General features: G+C 58.8%; 16 protein-coding genes. 14 read left to right on the top strand and 2 right to left on the bottom strand.

What is annotated here, in order from left to right; genetic code table 11:
- Positions 1-6 precede the first annotated feature (6 nt).
- The 5 genes from ACI2KS_RS21525 (at position 7) to ACI2KS_RS21505 (ending at position 3241) form a co-directional block, all read left to right on the top strand.
- Positions 7-1074: a maleylacetate reductase gene (locus ACI2KS_RS21525; RefSeq protein WP_404623027.1), complete on the top strand. Its 1068-nt coding sequence runs from the start codon at positions 7-9 to the stop codon at positions 1072-1074.
- 75 nt (positions 1075-1149) lie between these two features.
- Complete coding sequence (locus ACI2KS_RS21520) at positions 1150-2040, top strand: dioxygenase (RefSeq protein ID WP_404623026.1); 891 nt, start codon at positions 1150-1152, stop codon at positions 2038-2040.
- Complete coding sequence (locus tag ACI2KS_RS21515) at positions 2037-2354, top strand: YciI family protein (protein ID WP_404623025.1); 318 nt, start codon at positions 2037-2039, stop codon at positions 2352-2354. The genes ACI2KS_RS21520 and ACI2KS_RS21515 overlap by 4 nt, the downstream gene beginning before the upstream one ends.
- Positions 2351-2698 (top strand): Rieske (2Fe-2S) protein, encoded by a 348-nt coding sequence (locus ACI2KS_RS21510; RefSeq protein ID WP_404623024.1) that lies wholly within the window; start codon positions 2351-2353, stop codon positions 2696-2698. The genes ACI2KS_RS21515 and ACI2KS_RS21510 overlap by 4 nt, the downstream gene beginning before the upstream one ends.
- A 102-nt stretch (positions 2699-2800) precedes the next feature.
- Positions 2801-3241 (top strand): CBS domain-containing protein, encoded by a 441-nt coding sequence (locus ACI2KS_RS21505; protein WP_404623023.1) that lies wholly within the window; start codon positions 2801-2803, stop codon positions 3239-3241.
- A 174-nt stretch (positions 3242-3415) separates the two neighbouring features.
- On the opposite strand, the gene wrbA is transcribed toward ACI2KS_RS21505, so the two are convergent.
- The gene (gene wrbA / locus ACI2KS_RS21500; RefSeq protein WP_404623022.1) at positions 3416-4036 is read right to left on the bottom strand and encodes an NAD(P)H:quinone oxidoreductase; all 621 of its coding nucleotides are present in this window, start codon (positions 4034-4036) and stop codon (positions 3416-3418) included.
- A gap of 347 nt (positions 4037-4383) precedes the next feature.
- Here wrbA and ACI2KS_RS21495 point away from each other — a divergent pair, with 347 nt between their 5' ends.
- From ACI2KS_RS21495 to ACI2KS_RS21470, 6 genes are all read left to right on the top strand, one after another.
- Positions 4384-5595 carry an FAD-dependent oxidoreductase gene (locus ACI2KS_RS21495; RefSeq protein WP_404623021.1) on the top strand — a complete coding sequence of 404 codons (1212 nt, stop codon included), beginning with the start codon at positions 4384-4386 and terminating at the stop codon, positions 5593-5595.
- A gap of 287 nt (positions 5596-5882) precedes the next feature.
- Positions 5883-7520, top strand: coding sequence for a DUF1302 domain-containing protein (locus ACI2KS_RS21490; RefSeq protein WP_404623020.1), 1638 nt, complete (start codon positions 5883-5885; stop codon positions 7518-7520).
- 19 nt (positions 7521-7539) lie between these two features.
- The gene (locus ACI2KS_RS21485) at positions 7540-8886 is read left to right on the top strand and encodes a DUF1329 domain-containing protein (RefSeq protein ID WP_404623019.1); all 1347 of its coding nucleotides are present in this window, start codon (positions 7540-7542) and stop codon (positions 8884-8886) included.
- 59 nt (positions 8887-8945) lie between these two features.
- A complete protein-coding gene (locus ACI2KS_RS21480) occupies positions 8946-10064 on the top strand; it encodes a WD40/YVTN/BNR-like repeat-containing protein (protein ID WP_404623018.1) in 1119 nt (372 codons plus the stop codon).
- Positions 10061-12460 (top strand): RND family transporter, encoded by a 2400-nt coding sequence (locus ACI2KS_RS21475; protein ID WP_404623017.1) that lies wholly within the window; start codon positions 10061-10063, stop codon positions 12458-12460. Before ACI2KS_RS21480 ends, ACI2KS_RS21475 begins: the two co-directional genes overlap by 4 nt.
- A 32-nt stretch (positions 12461-12492) precedes the next feature.
- Positions 12493-13827, top strand: a complete 1335-nt coding sequence (locus ACI2KS_RS21470) for an FAD-dependent oxidoreductase (protein WP_404623016.1) — start codon at positions 12493-12495, stop codon at positions 13825-13827.
- Here the strand turns inward: ACI2KS_RS21470 and ACI2KS_RS21465 are convergent.
- Positions 13759-14781 (bottom strand): LysR substrate-binding domain-containing protein, encoded by a 1023-nt coding sequence (locus tag ACI2KS_RS21465; RefSeq protein WP_404623015.1) that lies wholly within the window; start codon positions 14779-14781, stop codon positions 13759-13761. The two genes, ACI2KS_RS21470 and ACI2KS_RS21465, sit on opposite strands and share 69 nt — an antisense overlap.
- A gap of 630 nt (positions 14782-15411) precedes the next feature.
- On the opposite strand from ACI2KS_RS21465, the gene ACI2KS_RS21460 reads away from it, so the two are divergent.
- The 3 genes from ACI2KS_RS21460 to ACI2KS_RS21450 are packed head-to-tail and all read left to right on the top strand — an operon-like array spanning position 15412 to position 19389.
- Positions 15412-16953: an MFS transporter gene (locus ACI2KS_RS21460; RefSeq protein ID WP_404623014.1), complete on the top strand. Its 1542-nt coding sequence runs from the start codon at positions 15412-15414 to the stop codon at positions 16951-16953.
- Complete coding sequence (locus ACI2KS_RS21455; RefSeq protein WP_404623013.1) at positions 16950-17978, top strand: HlyD family secretion protein; 1029 nt, start codon at positions 16950-16952, stop codon at positions 17976-17978. The genes ACI2KS_RS21460 and ACI2KS_RS21455 overlap by 4 nt, the downstream gene beginning before the upstream one ends.
- Before the next feature lies 1 nt (position 17979).
- Positions 17980-19389: an efflux transporter outer membrane subunit gene (locus ACI2KS_RS21450; RefSeq protein ID WP_404623012.1), complete on the top strand. Its 1410-nt coding sequence runs from the start codon at positions 17980-17982 to the stop codon at positions 19387-19389.
- Positions 19390-19455: the final 66 nt, after the last annotated feature.

Here is a 19455-nt window from a genome sequence, read left to right as displayed (position 1 = left end):
CCGACCATGTTTCCATTTGTTTATCAGAGCTTGCCCACGCGCGTGGTATTTGGCTCAGGAAAGCTAAGCGAGTTGGCGCAGGAAATCGAGCGTCTGGGTGCCAGGCGTGCGTTGATCCTGACAACCCCTGAGCAAGAGTCTTTGGGTACCCATGTGGCCGAATTGCTCGGTGATCGTGCCGCTGGCGTGTATCCGCATGCGGTGATGCACGTTCCGCTCGAGGTGGCACAGGATGCCCGACGGGAGGCGGCGCGCCTGGACGCGGATTGCTGTGTCGCCATTGGCGGAGGATCGACCATAGGATTGGGCAAAGCCATCGCGATGGATTCGGGCCTGCCGATCGTGGCGGTGCCAACGACGTATGCCGGTTCGGAAATGACCTCGATATACGGACTGACCGAGAATCGGCTGAAGAAAACCGGGCGTGACATCAAAGTTCTTCCCAAGACCGTGATTTACGATCCGCAACTGACGCTGACCCTGCCGCCGCTGATTTCGGCCTGTTCGGGCATGAATGCCATGGCTCATGCGGTCGAAGCGCTGTACGCCGAGGACGCCAATCCGATTGTTGGCTTGATGGCCGAAGAGGCCATCAGGTCCCTGGGTAAAGCGCTGCCAGTTATCGTGGAGCGCCCCGATGACTTGGCCGCCCGCAGCCAGGCGCTATACGGTGCGTGGTTAGCCGGCATTTGTCTGGGATCCGTGGGGATGGCGCTGCACCACAAGCTTTGCCATACCTTGGGCGGAACGTTCAACCTGCCCCACGCCCAGGCACACGCGATCGTTTTGCCGCACGCCGCGCATTACAACCGACAGGCAGCAGCCGACGCCCTGCAGCGGGTGGCCCGTGCCCTGGGCGGCAGCGAGGCGCAGGAGGCGGGCCAGTTGTTGTATGAGCTCAATCGCAAGCTTGGAATCCCTCTGGCGTTGTCCGAGCTGGGGATGCCGGTGCAAGGCCCGGCTCAGGCGGCGCAGATCGCTTGCGCCAGTCCGTACTACAACCCACGGCCTTTTGAACGCCAGCCGATCGAGGCGTTGCTCGAGCGTGCCTGGAAAGGCCTGGCCCCGGCATGAGCCAGTCCAGCGTAGCGCTGCTCGCTGCGTTGGCGCGCGACCTGTCAACCACTCAACTTATCGGAATAACAAGAAATGACCGATCAAGACTATGCAGCGCAAGCGCAGATCACCGAGCAGGCAGTGAGCAGCTTCGCCGCCTGTAAGGACCCTCGATTCACCGAGATCATGCGCAGCCTCGTCAAACACCTTCATGCATTCGTCAGCGAAGTTGAGCTCACCGAACAGGAGTGGCTGCAAGGCGTTGAATTTCTCACCGACACCGGCCACACCTGCGACGGTATCGTGCGTCAAGAGTTTATCCTGCTGTCCGATACTCTCGGGGTATCGATGCTCGTCGATGCCATCAACCACCCGGCAAGCCCCGGCAGCAAATCTGCAGCCACCGAGACGACAGTCTTCGGCCCGTTTTACATCCATGGGATGCCGCAGCGCGGATACGGCGAGAACATGGCTTTCACGCCGGGCACGCCGGCCCTGGTGCGAGGACGAGTCCTCAATAGCCGAGGCGAGCCGCTGGTCGGGGCTGTTCTGGATGTCTGGCAGACCGCCGAAAACGGTATGTATTCGGGACAGGACATCCGGCAGCCCTTTGGCAACCTGCGCGGTCGCTACAGCACCGATGCCGATGGCTGTTTCGCCATCCGCACCATCGTGCCGGTCTTCTACCCGATCCCTACTGATGGGCCGGTGGGGCGGATGCTGGAAGCCGCCAACCGTCATGCCTGGCGTCCGGCGCATTTGCATTTCATGATTGATATGCCCGGTCACCGCAAGCTGGTCACACACCTGTTCAACAGCGATGATCCTTACCTGGAGTCGGACGCGGTGTTTGGCGTGAAAGGCTCGCTGATTGGCGTCTATGAAGAACGCACCACTCAAGACCCGGACGTCCCGCATCTGGACATGCCGCTGCCGTACCAGAGCCTGCGTTACGATTTTGTGCTGGAGAGCGACGGCTTATGAATCAGTTTTTCGTCGTCTTCGGCACCGACAAGCCCGGCACTCAGGCTACGCGCCTTCGCCTCCGGCCCTGGCATCGGGCGCACCTGCGAGCGCCCGGCCGTCACGAAGTGATCGTTCGCCTGGGGGGCCCGACTCTTGAGGAATCAGGTCAGGCCATGAATGGCACCCTGCTGGTGATCGAGGCCGCAGAGCAGGGGGACGTCGAGGCGTTCATGCGCGATGACCCCTATGTTCAGGCTGAGATGTTTTCGCGCCTGGAGATCCGGCTATGGAATTGGAGCCTGGGCAATCCTGAGGTCCGAGGTCAAGCATGAATCCCCTGGTGTTGTGCGAACTTGATGAAATCATCGACGGCGGCGCCATGGAGCTTTTGGATCATCCATATCCTGTTCCCGAAGCGCTGGTAATCGTGCGCCGTGGTCAAAAGGCATGGGCCTATATCAATCGATGCCCGCATTTTTCCGTACCGCTCAATTATCAGCCCCAGATATTTTGCACCTACCGCAGTGCAATCCTGATGTGCGCGCACCACAGCGCCATGTTTCGATTCGAGGATGGGCTGTGTGTGGACGGGCCCTGCAAAGGGGCTCGACTGCAATCGGTGCCGGTGCGGGTAGAGCGCGATCTGGTGTTGCTGGCAGGGAGCGACCAGGTCTGAGGAAGAGCCAGGCGGTTAACTTCGGTGCGGGATGTCTGCCAGACCAGACATCCCGTCTTCGTTAAGGCAGACATCACACATCAGGGTTGCGGGGTCTACGTCATGAAAACAGCTGCGCAGTTGGTCAAGCTCAAAGCCGTACACAATCAGCAAGTGCACAGTATCGCTCCTGATGAGATGGTACTGACCGCTCTGAAAGTCATGGCCGAAAAAAACGTCGGCGCTTTGCCAGTGATCGACGAAGGGCAAGTGGTGGGCATCATCAGCGAGCGCGACTATGCGCGCAAGGTGGTCCTGCAGGGACGCTCATCTGTAGGGACACCGGTTCGCGCGATCATGAGTTCTCCTGTGGTGACGGCCGCAGGTCAACACAGCATCGGGCGGTGTATGGCGGTCATGACGGACAGTCACTTGCGTCATTTGCCAGTCGTCGAGGACGGCAAGCTGTTAGGCCTGCTGTCGATTGGTGATCTGGTAAAGGAAGCCATTTCACAGCAGGCCGACTTGATTGAGCAACTTGAGCAATATATCCGCGGACATTGAGGCGCCGGCAGGGGGATAGACATCCCCGCCGGCGAGACGCCTCTTGGGCTGTTCGGCACAACGACAGTTCAGGGGCACTGCGGACCCACTCGAAGAGGCGTGGATCCGCGAGTGGGTCCCTGGAACGATTTCGCGAAGCGCTAGCTCGATGCGCCCGTCAGGAAGCGACCGGGCTCAGTTGGCTTTCAGACGCTTGGCGATGCCGGCTACATGCCGACCTTGGAACCTGGCGATGTTCAACTCGTTTTCGCTAGGCTGACGGGAGCCGTCCGGGCCTGCCAAGGTTGATGCGCCGTAAGGAGTGCCGCCGGAAATTTCGGTCATGTTGGTGAGGCCGGGCTCAGAGTACGGAACCCCCACAATCACCATGCCGTGGTGAAGCAGCGTTGTATGAAAGCTGGTGATAGTGGTTTCTTGTCCGCCATGCTGTGAAGCGGTACTGGTGAACACACTGCCCACTTTGCCGATCAGCCCGCCTGACATCCACAGGCCACCGGTCTGGTCGAGGAAGTTACGCATCTGCGAACACATGTTGCCGAAGCGCGTGGGCGTGCCGAAAATGATGGCGTCCGCTTCTGCCAGGACTTCAGGTGTGGCGTAGGGGATACTTCCGAAGGCGGCGCGGTATCCTTTAATGCCGCTCTTGACCTGAATTTCTTCGGGCATGAGTTCCGGAACTTGCAATAACGTGACTTCAACGTCACCCAGTTCGCGGGCGCCGGCTGCAATGGCTTCAGCCATCTTGTAGATATGGCCATATGAGCTGTAGAACACAATCTGTATTTTTGTTGGCATGTCAGTTCCCTGATAAGCTTTTGTTTAATTGAAGTAAGCCGTGGGTAAAGTGCTACCCGGATGAACGCCAGACACCGGTTAACTGCAAGCTGCAAGAAGTTGCATGCTTGCTCAGCGTTGGCTTGTTGCAGCATGATCACGCCCCCTGAACAAAACAACCGGCCCAAGGTCGCGCAAACGCGAACAGCGCAGTCGCTGATGACAAACACTCGATATTGCAATCATGAGGTTTGGCATTGGCAAACGCTGGGATATTGCTCCGGGATTTGCCGTTGGACTACGCTAAGTTCAGTCGCCTGACCAAGTTGGCAGGTTCCCTGTAAGCGGATCTCGATAGGAACAACAATATGGAAACGCTCGATGGAGTGGTCGTCGTCGGAGGAGGGCCAGTGGGCCTTCTAACTGCGTTGAAACTGGGTAAGGCAGGCATTCGTGTGATCGTTCTCGAAGCTGAGCCTGGCGTTTCTCCTTCACCACGGGCGGTTGCTTATATGCCGCCGACGGCGGCGGCCCTCGATCGTTTCGGTCTACTCGACGATATCCGCAAACGCGCGGTTTGGTGCCCGGACTTTGCCTACCGGCATGGCGACGGTGAGCTCATCGCAAAAATGGATTGGTCAGTCCTGGCCAAGGATACGCAATATCCCTACATGCTGCTGCTGGGGCAGAATCACGTATCCAATGTGATCGCAGAACACTTGCGGGCGCTGCCAAACGTCGAGATTCGCTGGAATCACCGGGTTGAAGAAGTCGAACAGGACGCCCAGTACGTGACGCTGCAAACCCGCTCTCCCGGTGGCATTTCACGGCTGCGCGCGAAGTGGGTCGCGGCAACCGACGGCGCGCGCAGCACCGTGCGACAAAAAGTCGGCCTGACATTTGATGGTGTGACGTGGGAAGAGCGACTGGTTGCCACTAACGTTTTTTATGACTTCGCCCTGCACGGCTATTCCCGCGCCAACTTCGTCCATGACCCGGTCGATTGGGCGGTAGTGGTTCAGCTGGACAAGACCGGTCTATGGCGGGTGTGTTACGGGGAAGATGCGTCGTTGTCCGATGCCGAAGTCCGTCGGCGTCTGCCTGAACGATTCAAGCGCTTGCTGCCTGGCGCGCCGACCCCGGATCAGTATCGGGTCGACCACCTCAACCCCTATCGCGTGCACCAGCGTTGCGCCGCGGAGTTCCGTCGTGGTCGCGTGGTGCTGGCCGGGGACGCCGCCCATGCCACAAATCCAATGGGCGGTCTGGGGTTGTCAGGAGGTGTGCTGGACGCCGAGCACTTGGCCGAGGCGTTGATCCTGGTCATCAAGGAGGGCGCCGCTACCAAGGTTCTGGACGAGTACTCCATTGATCGCAGGAAAGTGTTCCTGGAATTCACTTCTCCTACCGCCACCGCCAACTTTACCTGGATGAAAGAGCGCGATCCGGCTCAGCGTCTGCGTGATGACGCGATGTTCAAACAGGCAGGTGCAGACTCCGCCGTGATGCGACAATTCCTCCTGGACTTCGAAAAGTTAAATGGCAGAAGAGTCATAGAGCAAAAATTGCTCGCCGCCTGACACGTTTCTAAAAGGCAGTCTGATTGCAGGCGTTCTTTCAGGCTGTCTTATATTTTTCGCTGTACACGGTGACAGGTGCAATCGAAGTGCTAGCGCGTAGTCCGTGCTGAACGCTGAAACGCAAATAAAGATTCAGGATAAGTGCAGACCTGAGCGGCAGGTCTCCTGTATTCGATCTGTTGTCTGTTCGTATGACTAAAAACCGGATATGACCGGGAATCGATGTTCGAGTACTCGAAGACACGCAGGTGTCCCACGATAATAAAAACAACAACGGGGTTTTTAGCATGAACGCCAAAGCGAGGCTTACCTTTACATCCGCACCTCCCTCAGCGGTGCATTTGCAATTGGCCATGGCTGCCGCGTTACTGGGCACCCAGGGGGTACCTGAGGTCAATGCATTTCAGGTTGATACCGGTAACCCCGATTACGCGATCGCGTTCGATAACACAATAAAATACAGCGCAGCGTGGCGGGTTGAACATCAGGATAACGCCGTTCGGCCGGCATATAATCCGAACCTGGACGACGGTGACAACAACTTTGGTCGAGGCTTGATTTCCAATCGCCTGGATATATTGTCGGAGCTGGACATGAGTTATAAACGTCGTTATGGCGTGCGCCTGAGCGGTGCCGCCTGGTATGACGATGTTTACAATCGCGGCAACGACAATAACAGTGACACGGTCAACAGTTTGTCCGTGCGCAATGATGAGTTCACCAAAGACACCCGACGTCTGCAGGGCCGCGATGGTGAGTTGCTGGACGCATTCGGTTATGGCCGGTTCGATCTCGGTGATATGTCGCTGGCGCTTCGGGCTGGTCGTTACAGCCAGCTGTACGGTGAAAGCCTGTTTTTCGGTGGCAATGGAATCGCGGCGGCGCAATCGCCGGTTGACACCATCAAGCTCCTGTCGGTACCCAATTCCACGTTCAAAGAGATCATCCGACCAGTCGGGCAGTTCGGCGGCAGTCTGCTGGTCAATCAGAATGTCACCGTGGGCGCCTATTACCAGTACAGGTGGGAACCGGCACGCTTGCCTGGCGCTGGCAGCTATTTCAGTTTCGCGGACTTCGTGGGTGAGGGTGGTGAGTCCATCATTCTAGGCCCCGGCACTGCACTCGGACGGGGCAGGGATATCGATCCATCCGACTCGGGCCAGTTCGGGATGCAGGTCAAACTTAAGTTTGGCGACTTTGAATACGGCCTGTACGCGGCACGTTATCACGACAAGTTTCCGCAATTCTATCTACGCCCGAATCAGGGCGATTACAGCATGGTCTACGGCGAGGGCATCAAGACCTTCGGCGCGAGTATCAGCACGTTGATCGGCGAGACCAACGTTGCCGCTGAGACGTCCATACGGCACAACGTACCGTTGGCATTGGTCGGCAATACGGTGATTGATCCAACAGGCAACGGTGACGGCAATCACGATCCGCTATATCCGGTGGGTAGGACCTTCCATGCCCAGATATCGGCGATCTCTGTGCTGCCAGGCAGCAGCTTGTGGGATGGCGCGACCCTGTTGAGTGAAGTCGCTTACAACCGGGTCACGAGCATCGACAAGAACAGTGATCAGCTCGACCCGAATGTCACACGCAACGCCAGTTCACTACGGGTTCTGTTTACCCCGGAGTATTTCCAGGTTTTCCCGGGCGTGGACATGACCGTGCCGATCGGCGGTGGATACGGCATCAGCGGCAATACCGCTGTTCTGGGGACAGGTTTCTCTCCGCAGGGCGGGGGCGACTTGAGTCTGGGGTTGCAGTTCGATTATCGCAAGACCTGGCGCGGTGGCGTCAACTTCACCCATTACTACGGCAGTGCCGGCGGCGTTGTCGATTCGACACGAGCGCTGTCTGGCGAGCAAGTCTACGCAGACCGCGACTTCGTTTCCATTTCCCTGCAACGCACCTTCTAAGGCCAAAAAGGATCATAAAATGAACAAGACTTCCCTTGGTTTTACGTTCCTCACCGGACTCCTCGCAGCGCTTCAGGCGTCGGCAGCCGTTGGTCCTCAGGAGGCAGGCGCGCTCGGCGCCACGTTGACGCCTCTGGGTGGGGAAAGGGCTGGCAACGCAGATGGCAGCATTCCGGCGTGGAACGGGGGTATCGAGCAATCGGCAGCCGGTGGCGGCAATCAGATTCCGGCTGATCTGTTCTCGGCGGACAAACCGTTGCTCAGGATCACGGCGGCCAACGCGGCCAAGTACGCTGACAAGCTTTCCGAAGGGACTCGTGCGCTGCTCGCCAAGTACCCTGACAGCTTCCGGGTCGATGTCTATCCAACCCGTCGCACGGCCGCTGCGCCCGATTACGTCTACAAGAACACCGCATTGAATGCGCTGAACTGCAAACTCACGCAAAACGGGCAATCGGTTGAGGGGTGTTATGGCGGAATTCCATTTCCAGTGCCCAGGAGCGGGCTGGAGGTTATCTGGAATTTCCTGTTGCGCGTCGAGCCGCAGGCCGAAGAATTCGGCTTCAAGAATATTGTCCTGACCAGTGACGGCGGGCAAACCCTGGCAACCCGCAATGATAATGCCTGGCAGTACCCGTACTACTACCAGAAGGGATCTGTACCGACTTGGTCCAAGGAGTATTTCCTGCAGCGGTTCAGCACCACCGCGCCTCCTTTCAAGGCTGGCGAGACGCTGGTGATCCGTGACAGTGTCGACCCTCAACAGTCGCGACAGGCCTGGCAGTATCTGGTGGGGCAGCGACGGGTGCGAAGGGCTCCGACGGTTGCCTATGACACACCTGACTTTGTAGCCTCGGGTGCCAATTATTTCGACGAAGTGCAAGGCTTTTTCGGCATGCCGGATCGCTACGACTGGAAAATCGTCGGCAAGAAGGAAACCTACGTTCCTTACAACACCAATGGTCAGGTGACTGCGCCGGTGGACAAGGCTTTCGCGCCTCACAGCCTCAATCCCGATACCTTGCGCTGGGAGTTGCACCGCACCTGGGTGGTAGAGGCAAACGTGGCCAGCGGCAAGCGTCACGCGGTACCCAAGCGCATTTTCTATTTCGATGAGGACACCTGGCTGCTGACCCTGCTTGACGGCTATGACGCCGAAGGCAAGCTGTGGCGCACCTCCCAGGTCCTGCCGTTCGTGGTTCCTTCGGTGCCGGCGGTACTGGTCAAGCCCGTGGCGGTGTTCAACCTGCAGGCCGGCACGGTCAGTAATGTTCAAGCGTTCAACGGTGAGAACTTCAAGGTTGTTCCGCTCAAGCCTGAATCGTATTTCACGGGTGACGCGGTCGCTGCCGAAGGCGTGCGCTGATTTTTGCGTGTGACGATCCGGGTGCGGATCGATCATTAACCGACCGGTAGGACTTTGCGATGAGCGATCTGAATTTTCATCCCGTAGCGTCGATGCTTGGCATCGCCTTGCTCACGGCCGTTTTGGGAGCGACCGTCCCCTCGACCGCCTACAGCGCGTCTGCGGACTTGCTTGATACACCAGCATCGGCGGACCAGCGCGCCGAGCACGCTGTGCTGTTGGCAGTGAGCCGAGCAGGCAAACGGCTGGTGGCAGTTGGTGAGCGAGGCATAGTCTTGCTGTCCGATGATGCGGGGCTGAGTTGGCGTCAGTCTCGCGCTGTTCCCAGCAGCGTAGCGCTGGTTGCACTGTGGTTCGCAGACGAACGTGACGGCTGGGCCGTCGGGCATGGCGGGGTGGTCCTGCACAGTAACGACGGTGGGGAAACCTGGGACAAACAACTGGACGGAAAGCTGGCCGCAGGTCTGGAGTTGCAAGCCGCGCAGGCACCGTGGAGTGCAGACCCGGAGGTTTCTAGGCGGCGGTTGGAAGCTGCCGGACAGCTGGTGGCGGATGGGGCAGACAAGCCCTTCCTTAGCGTGTACTTCTCCAATCCCCACGACGGTATGGTAGTGGGTGCATACGGCCTGGCAATGCTGACGCAGGACGCAGGCCTGCACTGGCGATCGGTCGGGCCTGAGTTGGGCAACTCTTCCGGGATGCACCTGTATTCGATCCTGGGTGATGCGCACGGCGTGATCATCACCGGGGAGCAGGGGACTGTGCTGCGCAGCGCTGCCTTGGGCCAGTCATTCACGCGGCTGCCAAGCCCCTATCACGGCAGCTGGTTCGGTACGGTGCCGACGGGGCCAGGGCAGAACCTGGTATTTGGTCTCAAGGGCAATGCCTGTTCCGTGGACAACGAGGACCACTGGCAGCCGATGGATAGCGGCGAGCACAGCAGTCTCACCGCAGGGACGCAGCTTGCAGACGGTAGCGTGGTCGTCGCCAGCGAGGGCGGGCGTTTGTGGCGCAGCAACGACCACGGCCGCCATTTGCAGGCAGTTACGTCACCGGACCTCGATGGCTCGACGATCACCGGTGTCACCCAGGCAGGGGATGGCGCGCTGGTGCTCAGCGGTATCAAGGGTATCCGACGACTTGAATTAAACGCTCCCGAAAAAGAGAGTCGTCCATGAACGCGCACCATGGATTTGCGAGCGATGACACCGAACTGATGGCTCAGCGTGGGTCCTGGTTGGAGCGGCTTCTGTTCGGTCAGCGTGCTCTGTTTGTCTTGCTATGCCTGCTGGCGACATGCTGGTTTGGTTATAAATCTAGCGGTTTGGGACTTAACGCAGCGTTTGAAAAGATGCTCCCGAGCGGGCATCCCTACATCATGAACTATCTGCAAAATCGCTCGCAGTTGGCAGGGGCCGGAAACACGTTACGGGTCACGGTCCAGGCCAGGACCGGCAGCATATTGGACGCCGAGTATCTGGAGACTGTGAAAAAACTGACCGATGAGCTGTTTTTGCTGCCCGCTGTGGATCGGCCCTACATGAAATCGTTATGGACTCCCGCGATGCGCTGGACGGCGGTTACTGAGGATGGCCTGGATGGCGGCCCGGTCATCCCCGACGATTACGATGGATCTGCGCCCAGCCTGGGACAGGTCAGAGAAAACATTGAACGGTCTGGCGAGATAGGGCAACTGGTTGCCGATGATTTCAAGTCCAGCATCATCCTTGTCCCCCTGCAGGAGCAACTGTCCGGCGACGCAGCGCCCATTGACTATCGGGTGTTGTCGCAACGCCTGGAGGCACTGCGCGCGACCTACACCTCGGCTCGCGTAGACGTCCATATCACAGGGTTCGCCAAGCTGGTAGGCGACCTGATCGAAGGCATGCGGCAGGTCATGATGTTCTTCCTCATGGCGGCCGCGATCTGCCTGGCAATACTGTTCTGGTATACCCGCTGCATCCGAAGCGCACTGGTCGTACTCTTCTGCTCGTTAGTGGCCGTCGTCTGGCTACTGGGCGCGCTCGCCAGCCTGGGCTTTGTTCTCGATCCTTATCTGGTGCTGGTGCCGTTCCTCGTATTCGCTGTCGGTTTGAGCCACGGGGCGCAGAAGATGAACGGCATCACCCAGGACATCGGCAGAGGCATCGATCGTCTGATGGCGGCCCGGCTTACGTTCCGTCGACTGTTCCTGGTAGGGCTTTCGGCGCTGGTGTGCGACGTCGTCGGCTTCGCCGTGCTGATGGTCATTGATATCCCGGTCATCAAGGATCTGGCGATATGCGCCAGCATCGGCGTAAGCATCCTGATCGTCACCAATCTGATGCTGCTTCCGGTTCTGCTGTCGTTCATCGGTGTGAGCGCGAGTGCGGCTCGGCGAGCTGCTGCGGTTAGCGCGATAGAGGCGGGCGATGCCAAACATGTGGCCTGGGCGTTCCTCGATCATTTCACTCGGCGGCGATGCGCCGGTTTGACCCTGATAGGCGCGTTGGCACTGGCTGTGCTGGGCGTGGGATATAGCACAAACCTGAAGATTGGAGACACCAATGCCGGCGCCCCTGAATTGCGCTCCGACTCCCGTTATAACCGGGATAACGCGTTCGTCGTCGGCCACTACTCGGCGAGCAGTGACGTCTACGTCGTGATGGTGAAAACGCCGCAGTTCGCCTGCGCGCTTTACGACACCGTGCGTACTGTCGATCGCCTGGAGTTCGAGTTGTCTCAGGTGCCTGGCGTAGAGAGTACCAAGTCACTGGCGGGCATGGCCAAGGTCGCGGCGACCGGCATGAGTGAAGGAAACTTCAAGTGGTACGAGATTCCGCGCAATCAGGACATGCTCAACGCGATTATTACCCGCGCCCCCCGCGAGATGTTCAACCAGAACTGCGATTTGCTCAGCGTCTATATCTATCTTCAGGATCACAAAGCCGACACCCTCACCGGCGTTGTCAACGCCGTTGAAGATTTCGCTCGGCGCAACAATTCAACGGACTACCGCTTTCTCAATGCAGCGGGCAATGCCGGTATCGAAGCGGCAACCAACATTGTTGTCAAAGAGGCCAATCGCAAGATGCTGTTGCTGGTGTACGCGGCAGTCATTGTCATCAGCCTGGTGACGTTCCGCTCGTGGCGGGCTGTTCTGTGTGCGGTCCTGCCGTTGGCGCTGACCTCTGTTCTTTGTGAAGCACTGATGGTGTGGCTCAACATCGGGGTCAAGGTTGCAACGCTGCCGGTCATTGCGCTCGGGGTAGGGATCGGAGTCGATTACGCGTTGTACATCATGACCGTGATGCTGCGTTATTTACGCGAGGGCGCCAGTGTTTCCCAAGCCTATTATCGAGCGCTGTTGTTTACCGGCAAGATCGTGGTCCTGACAGGCGCCACACTGGGCATCGCTGTGGCGACCTGGTACTTCTCGCCCATCAAGTTTCAGGCGGACATGGGCATTCTTCTGGCATTCATGTTTGTCTGGAACATGCTGGGGGCATTGATTCTACTGCCTGCTCTTGCCCATTTTCTGTTCAAGCCCAAAGACGTGATGATCCAGCCGATTGGAAAGCAATCTGCGCCATGAATTGAACTCAGCAGATTGATAAAAGGGTTTATATGGAAACGGTAGAGGGTGTGGTCGTAGTTGGCGGTGGGGCAGTGGGGTTGCTCACTGCATTGAAACTGGGTAAAGCAGGTGTCAGGGTTGTGGTGCTCGAAGCCAGGTCTGATGTGACCTCTTCCCAGCATGTTGTAGCCTGCACGCCGCCGATCATTGAAGCCCTCGATCGGCTTGGCCTGTTGGACGATGTCAGACAGCGTGCCGTGCTGTGCCAGGACATTGCATTTCGGCAGGGTGACGGCACCTTGATAGCGAAACTGGATTGGGAGGTATTGTCGGACGCGACCGATCACCCGCATATGCTCCTGCTCGGGCAAAACCACATGTCTCTGACAATCCTGGAGCACCTGCGTCGACTGCCAACTGTTGATATTCGCTGGAATCATCGGGTGCAGGAGGTCGAGCAGAATGACTCCCACGTCACCCTGCACGCATCAGGTCCCGGAGGCAAAGCGTCCATCCGCGCGCGATGGGTTGTCGCCGCAGACGGGGCGCAGAGCAAGGTCAGGGAAACGTTGGGGCTTGCATTTGTCGGGCATAGCTGGCCTGAGCGAATGGTCGCCACCAACCTTTACTACGACTTCTCCCTCCAAGGGTATTCGCGTTTTAACCTTGTGCACGATCCGGTGGACTGGGGGTTCATCGCCCAGCTCGACAAGAGCGGCCTGTGGCGGCTGTGTTATGAAGAAGATCCGTTGATTTCGGACGCTGCGGTTGGCCAGCGTCTGCAGCAACGGCTGGAGCGGCTGCTCCCGGGAACACCCACGCCGGATCAATATCGAGTCGATGATTTCACCACTTACACGGTGCATCAGCGGTGCGCCGAACAGTTGCGTCGAGCAAGGGTAATCCTGGCTGGAGACGCCGCCTGCGTGACCCACGCGATCAGTGGAGGCGGCTTGTCAGGAGGAATTCTGGAAGCCGAGGAATTGGCTGAGGCACTGTCCGCGGTTCTTGAGGATGAGTCTTGCCTGGAATCCATCGATGACTATTGTGTTCGTCGCAAACGGGTGTATGCCGAGTTGACGTGCGTGGACTCGAGTATTCCTTTCACCTCAATGAACGAACGCGGACCCATCCAGCGAGCACGCGATCGCGCCATGCTCAAGAAAGCTGGCGGCGACCGATCTCTCATGCGCGGGCTTCTGCTGAAGTTCGAACAACTCAACGGGCGACGATCGCGATCGTTCACGACCCGCGTCAACCGGGTCGTACGCGGCAGCAGATGGGTCATGCACCACTGGCTGTTATCGCTTGGCCGCTCATCCCGGGTTTCGTTGAGCAAGTGGTGGGCAAGTCAAGCTGGGCGGCACTCGGGTCAGTCGAAGTGACGCCTCGGTTGGCGTTGCCGGAGCCGCGTCTTTACGCGTTGCCAGGCCCAACCGATGGTCCCACTCGGGCTCCATCTCGAACATCGATGACAGCAAGTCTAAAAATAACTTAACTTTTGCGGTGGTTCTGTGTGACGTGGGATAGACCGCAGAGAAGCACGGCGTTTCAGTTTCATGATCCGTAAGGACCCGAACCAGCCGGCCCTCCAGTAGATCGTCGCAGGCCACCATGGTCGGCAGATACGCAATGCCCATGCTCCTGCGCGCGAACTCCTGTACCAATTGCACGCTGTTGGATCTCAGTGCAGGTGAAATGGTGACTTCCGTTACCCGCGTCCCGTCATTCAGCGACCACCGGTTGCGCCACGGATAATGCCGGTAACAGGCGAAGTCATGGGCAACGAGGTCGTCCGGACAGGTCACCGGGGCATGAGCATTCAGGTATTCAGGGGTCGCCACGAAAACGCCACGCATCAAAAACAGACGCCGCTCGATCAAGGCCTCCGACGCCGGTGGAAAAATCTGCAGGACAATGTCGTAGCCCTCCTGCACAGGGTCGAGGACCTGATCGTTCGAGAAAATATCGAACTCCACTTTCGGGTGCGATTTTCGAAACGCACTGATAATGCCAGGCATGTATTTCAGGGCAAAACCGTTCAAGGCGGCAACGCGTAACGTGCCCGAGACTGCAGTGCAGGTGTCTCTGGAACGTTGTGCCAATGACTGCATGTGGTCGATGATGTCGTGGCACTCGGAATAATAAGAGATACCTACTTCCGATAATTTAACCGCCTTGCTGGATCGATGAAACAGCGATACCCCCAGATGCTCTTCCAGTTGTTGTACGCGCGTAGTGATCACGGATCGGGCAACACCGATTTGCTTGGCCGCGTTTGAAAAGTTGCCAGCCTCGGCCGCCCGTACAAACGCTTCTATACTCAGGTAAATGTCCATCCAGCACCTCTGGTATTTTTGTTCGTCGTGCCGAGCCGGCGTGCCGTTCAGCCTGCGCGTGTGCCTTGCTGGACAGGAGCAGCATACGCCGCCTGATCCATCCCGATACTGAAACAGGGCGGGTTGATATTCAACCAGCCTGACCGTGCCACTGGCGCTGTCTGCCAGTCAATCGCCCAATGTTCGAGTGTGGCGAACACTGGGTTTGCAAAGGCCGATATGCAATCGATAAAAAAGAGGCGGCCCGACACTGGAAGTTGAAAGCCTGACCTTTCCTCGATCATCGCCAACTTGCCTACTCATTGGTCTACATGATTCTTATGCAATTGGTTATCGGCACCTTCAAGCGCCTCGATTAGGCTAACAACACATCTTCACAGCCTTGGCATTGGTTGCCGATCAGCTCAACCCTCCAAGCGTGCCCAGACCTTCCTGACAGACCGTTCAGAGCGGCTTTGATCTGCGCCAGCGCCGTCTGCAATCTCCAGACAGGGCCGACCACATCAATCGATAGCTGCCTTGGGAAGTCTGCAGCCTCACGGCCATTCTACCCACGCCAAGGGTGTGCTCATCGAAGTCTTACGCGAAACCTTTGAGTTGCGCCTTGCCTCCTTTTTTGCGAGTTGAAACGTGTCATCTCCGACCTCTGCACCTGTCGCAACACCCGGCTTTACCCCGTTCGACGGGCGCCTGGCTGTGGGACTGTCTGGCGTTTTGATTGCTGCGCTGACCTCCGGCATCAATGACCGGGTCACCGAAATCACCTTGATCGACACGCTGGGTGTATTCGGTCTCGGGCATGACGAGGGCAGCTGGATCAGTACCGCGTACGCGGCTGCCGAGGTGTCGGCCATGCTCATCGCGCCATGGCTTGCGATCACCTTTTCGATTCGCCGCTTCGCGATTGCCGTCACAGTGGCATTCACCTTGTTGGGTGTGATCATGCCCCTGGCGCCCAACCTGCAAAGCCTGCTCGTGCTTCGGGTGCTGCAGGGGCTTGCGGGAGGAGCACTGCCGCCATTGCTGATGACTGTCGCGCTGCGGTTTCTGCCGTGGAATATCAAGCTCTACGGGCTTTCGGCATACGCGCTTACGGCCACCTTCGGGCCGAACCTGGCCATGCCGCTGGCCGCACTGTGGACCGAGCAAAGTGATTGGCGGCTGGTGTTCTGGCAAATCGTCCCCGCCGGTTTTCTCGGCGCTGCGCTGATCGCTTACGGCTTGCCCCAGGACCCCCAGCGTCTGGAACGCTTGAAGCAGGCGGACTGGCGCGGGGCCTTGCTTGGCATGGGGTGGATTTCGATGCTGGTGATTGCCTTGAGTCAGGGCGAGCGGCTGGACTGGCTGAATTCGCCGCTGATTGTCGCGATGCTGACGGGTGCTGCGATCTGCTTGCCGTTGTTCCTGCTCAACGAGTGGTTCCATCCGTTACCGCTGTTCAAGCTGCAGTTGCTGGCGCGGCGGAACTTTGCCTACGGACTGATAACGCTTTGCCTGTTCGTGATCGTGGCCACTGCCGGAAGCGCCATTCCCGCCGCTTACCTGATCGAGACCCATCACTACCGTCCTCAGCAAGTCATGCCCATCGCGCTGATGATTGCCTTGCCTCAACTGCTGCTGGCGCCAGTTGTCGCTTTCGTGATCAATCGCCGCTGGCTGGATTCTCGCTATGTACTCGCCACCGGGCTTGCGTTGTTGGCCATCGCTTGCGCGGGCGGCTCGTTTATCAGCAGTGAGTGGATAGGTGAGGACTTCTACGCGTTACAGGCATTGCATGCCTTTGGCCAACCCATGGTCGTCGTGCCACTGCTGATGAACGCCACGGGAGTCATCGCGCCCATGGAGGGGCCGTTTGCCTCGGCGATGGTCAATGCCTTGCGCGGCATGGCCGCGGTGGTGGCGGGCTCTGCGGTCGAGAACTTCGTTACCCAGCGTGAGCACTTTCACTCCAGCGTGCTGCTCGACGCCGTGGGCTCTCGCTTGCACAGCCTCTCGCCGCTCATGAGCCAAGGCTCGATGGCCGAACTCGCTGAGCGAGTCAGAGCGCAGGCGTTTGTCCTGAGTTTCAGCGATGCGTTCCTTGCGCTGCTGCTGGTCATCGCCGTGCTGTTTTTCATCTTGCTAACGCTCCCGATCCGCGCCTATCCACCGCAACCGCCGGTAACGCCATGAAACATAGAACCTCGCTCTCCCTCCTTGCTGCAGCAGTGCTGCTATGTGCTGTCTATGGCATTTATCGAACGTTCAGCAGTGGCTCGGTACAGACCACCGACGATGCCTACATACGCGCGGACTCGGTGTTCGTGTCGCCGAGGGTTTCAGGCCAGGTGGCCAAAGTCTTGGTCGAGGATGATCAATCGGTCGATGTCGGGCAGCCACTGGTCGAACTCGATGATCGTGATTTTGTGGTGGCCAAAGCGGCAGCAGCAGCAGGGGTCCATGGCGCCGAGGCCGAAGTCAGGAATCTTGCGGCCGGCATTGAGCGTCAGGCAGCCGTGATCGACCAGGCGGCCGCCACCACGCGTTCTACCGCTGCGTTGATCAAATTTGCCGAGTACAACGCGCAGCGCTATTTGAACCTCTCCAACTCGGGAGCGGGTACTCAACAGGAGCGACAAAAGGCTGAAGCTGATCTGCACCAGCTTCAGGCGACCCGCGATCGCGATGAGGCCTCGCGCGTGGCTGCGGTGAAAACCCTCGACGTCTTGCGAGCCCGTATTGAAATGGCCAAGGCTGCGCTGGCCCGAGACCAGGCGGCGCTGCGCCAGGCGGACTTGAACCTCTCCTATACCAGGATATCGGCACCACAAGCAGGCATGGTTGGACAACGTTCCGTGCGTGTCGGCGCCTACGTTTCCCAAGGGCACCCGCTGCTGGCCGTAGTACCCCTTGCGCAGTCCTACGTCGTCGCCAATTTCCGCGAGACGCAACTTGCGCACATGCGTCAGGACCAGCCGGTCGACATCCGGGTCGATGGCGTCTCGGGGCATGGCTTCAAAGGACATATCTCAAGCGTGGCGCCGGCCAGCGGAGTGTCCTTTTCGGAAATCGCCCCGGACAACGCCACCGGTAACTTCACCAAGGTGACCCAGCGTATTGCGGTGAAAATCGTCTTTGACGCCAACCAGCCGGATCTCGATCGGCTGCGCGTAGGCATGTCGGTGGTGGTCAGCGTCGATACCGCTCAGGAGCAATGACATGAAGCGCGCATTGTTGTCCCTGGCACTGCTCGGTCTCGGCGCGTGTTCCGTTGGCCCCGACTTTCGCACGCCTCAGGCGCAGCTGCCTGATAGCTGGGAGATCATCCCCGGATCTGAAACGTCGGTGGGCGGGGCAGTAGACAGCCGTTGGTGGCAGCAGCTTGGCGATACGCAATTGACTTCCCTGGTTGAGCGCGCGGCAAAGTCCAATCTGGATGTGCGCACAGCGAGCAATCGCCTCGAGCAGAGTCGCGTCCTGCGTCAGGTGACCGGAAGCCAGCAATACCCAGGCGTGAGCACCAGTAGCGGTTATCAGCGCGATCGCAGTAGCCAGAAAGGTCTGGTGGACCCTTCCGGTCGGAACGGCGAGTCACCTTATGAGGTCTGGACCGCGACCCTGGATGCCAGCTGGGAAGTCGACCTTTGGGGGCGAGTACGCAGGAACGTGGAAGCCGCCGACGCCGACATGCAGCTGACTGCAGCGCAGCGCGACGGCGTCTTACTGAGCATCGCCGCTGAGACTGCGACCGATTACATTCGCCTGCGCGGCGTGCAGGCGCAGCTCACTGTCGCACGGCAGAATCTGGAGATCGCCCGGCAAAGCGCGGATCTGACCCGGATTCGTTTTGAAAACGGCGTGACCACGAATCTGGACACCTCCAACGCCGCCGCGCAGGTCTCCACTATCGAAGCAACGCTGCCGATCCTGCAGGCGCAGCAAGACGGCCTGGTGAACGCGCTGAGTTACCTGCTGGGCGAGCCGCCGCGTGCGCTCAACGCAGAGTTGCGCGAGGTCAAAGCGATTCCGCACCCGGCCCCGGATGTGCCGCTCGGGCTGCCGTCGGAACTGGCTCAACGTCGCCCGGATATCCAGCAAAGCGAAGCTGCACTGCATCGCGCCACTGCCCAGATCGGCGCAGCGCAGGCGGACTTTTATCCCCGCGTCAGCCTGGGCGCCAGCATGGGGTTTCAAGCATTGAATGGATCAGATCTGGGTGCCTGGAACTCGCGTCAATGGTCATATGGTCCCAGCCTCTACCTGCCGATTTTTCAGGGCGGGCGTTTGACCGGGACACTTGAATTGCGCAAGCGCCAGGAGCAGGAAGCGGCCTTGAATTACCAGCGCGTGGTGCTGGGAGCCTGGCATGAAATCGACAATGCGATGACTGATTATGCTGCCCAAAAGCAGCATTACGCCGCGCTGCAGCAGGCGGTGCAGCACAACACTGATGCGCTCGACACCGCGCGCGACCGTTATAAACAGGGTGCCACGGACTTCATCAACGTGCTGGCAGTGCAGCGCGCTTTGCTCACCACGCAAAACGAGCTGGTGCAGAGCGCGGCCCAGGCGGCAGTCGAGCGCGTCCATCTCTACAAGGCGCTGGGAGGCGGCTGGCCAACGCCTTGACGCGTGCAGTACACGGAAATGAAACAGCTAAAGGAATTTCGATTGACCTACCGGCAATCAAATCAA

This window comes from Pseudomonas sp. NPDC087358 (genome assembly GCF_044900785.1).
GTDB lineage: Bacteria > Pseudomonadota > Gammaproteobacteria > Pseudomonadales > Pseudomonadaceae > Aquipseudomonas.
Note: the sequence above shows the minus strand (reverse complement) of the source record. Positions and strands in the feature narration are given on the sequence as shown.

Coding starts and splice junctions, on each gene's coding strand:
- ACI2KS_RS21525 (WP_404623027.1), top strand. CDS start 7: ATGTTTCCATTTGTTTATCAGAGCTTGCCCACGCGCGTGGTATTTGGC.
- ACI2KS_RS21520 (WP_404623026.1), top strand. CDS start 1,150: ATGACCGATCAAGACTATGCAGCGCAAGCGCAGATCACCGAGCAGGCA.
- ACI2KS_RS21515 (WP_404623025.1), top strand. CDS start 2,037: ATGAATCAGTTTTTCGTCGTCTTCGGCACCGACAAGCCCGGCACTCAG.
- ACI2KS_RS21510 (WP_404623024.1), top strand. CDS start 2,351: ATGAATCCCCTGGTGTTGTGCGAACTTGATGAAATCATCGACGGCGGC.
- ACI2KS_RS21505 (WP_404623023.1), top strand. CDS start 2,801: ATGAAAACAGCTGCGCAGTTGGTCAAGCTCAAAGCCGTACACAATCAG.
- wrbA (WP_404623022.1), bottom strand. CDS start 4,036: ATGCCAACAAAAATACAGATTGTGTTCTACAGCTCATATGGCCATATC.
- ACI2KS_RS21495 (WP_404623021.1), top strand. CDS start 4,384: ATGGAAACGCTCGATGGAGTGGTCGTCGTCGGAGGAGGGCCAGTGGGC.
- ACI2KS_RS21490 (WP_404623020.1), top strand. CDS start 5,883: ATGAACGCCAAAGCGAGGCTTACCTTTACATCCGCACCTCCCTCAGCG.
- ACI2KS_RS21485 (WP_404623019.1), top strand. CDS start 7,540: ATGAACAAGACTTCCCTTGGTTTTACGTTCCTCACCGGACTCCTCGCA.
- ACI2KS_RS21480 (WP_404623018.1), top strand. CDS start 8,946: ATGAGCGATCTGAATTTTCATCCCGTAGCGTCGATGCTTGGCATCGCC.
- ACI2KS_RS21475 (WP_404623017.1), top strand. CDS start 10,061: ATGAACGCGCACCATGGATTTGCGAGCGATGACACCGAACTGATGGCT.
- ACI2KS_RS21470 (WP_404623016.1), top strand. CDS start 12,493: ATGGAAACGGTAGAGGGTGTGGTCGTAGTTGGCGGTGGGGCAGTGGGG.
- ACI2KS_RS21465 (WP_404623015.1), bottom strand. CDS start 14,781: ATGGACATTTACCTGAGTATAGAAGCGTTTGTACGGGCGGCCGAGGCT.
- ACI2KS_RS21455 (WP_404623013.1), top strand. CDS start 16,950: ATGAAACATAGAACCTCGCTCTCCCTCCTTGCTGCAGCAGTGCTGCTA.
- ACI2KS_RS21450 (WP_404623012.1), top strand. CDS start 17,980: ATGAAGCGCGCATTGTTGTCCCTGGCACTGCTCGGTCTCGGCGCGTGT.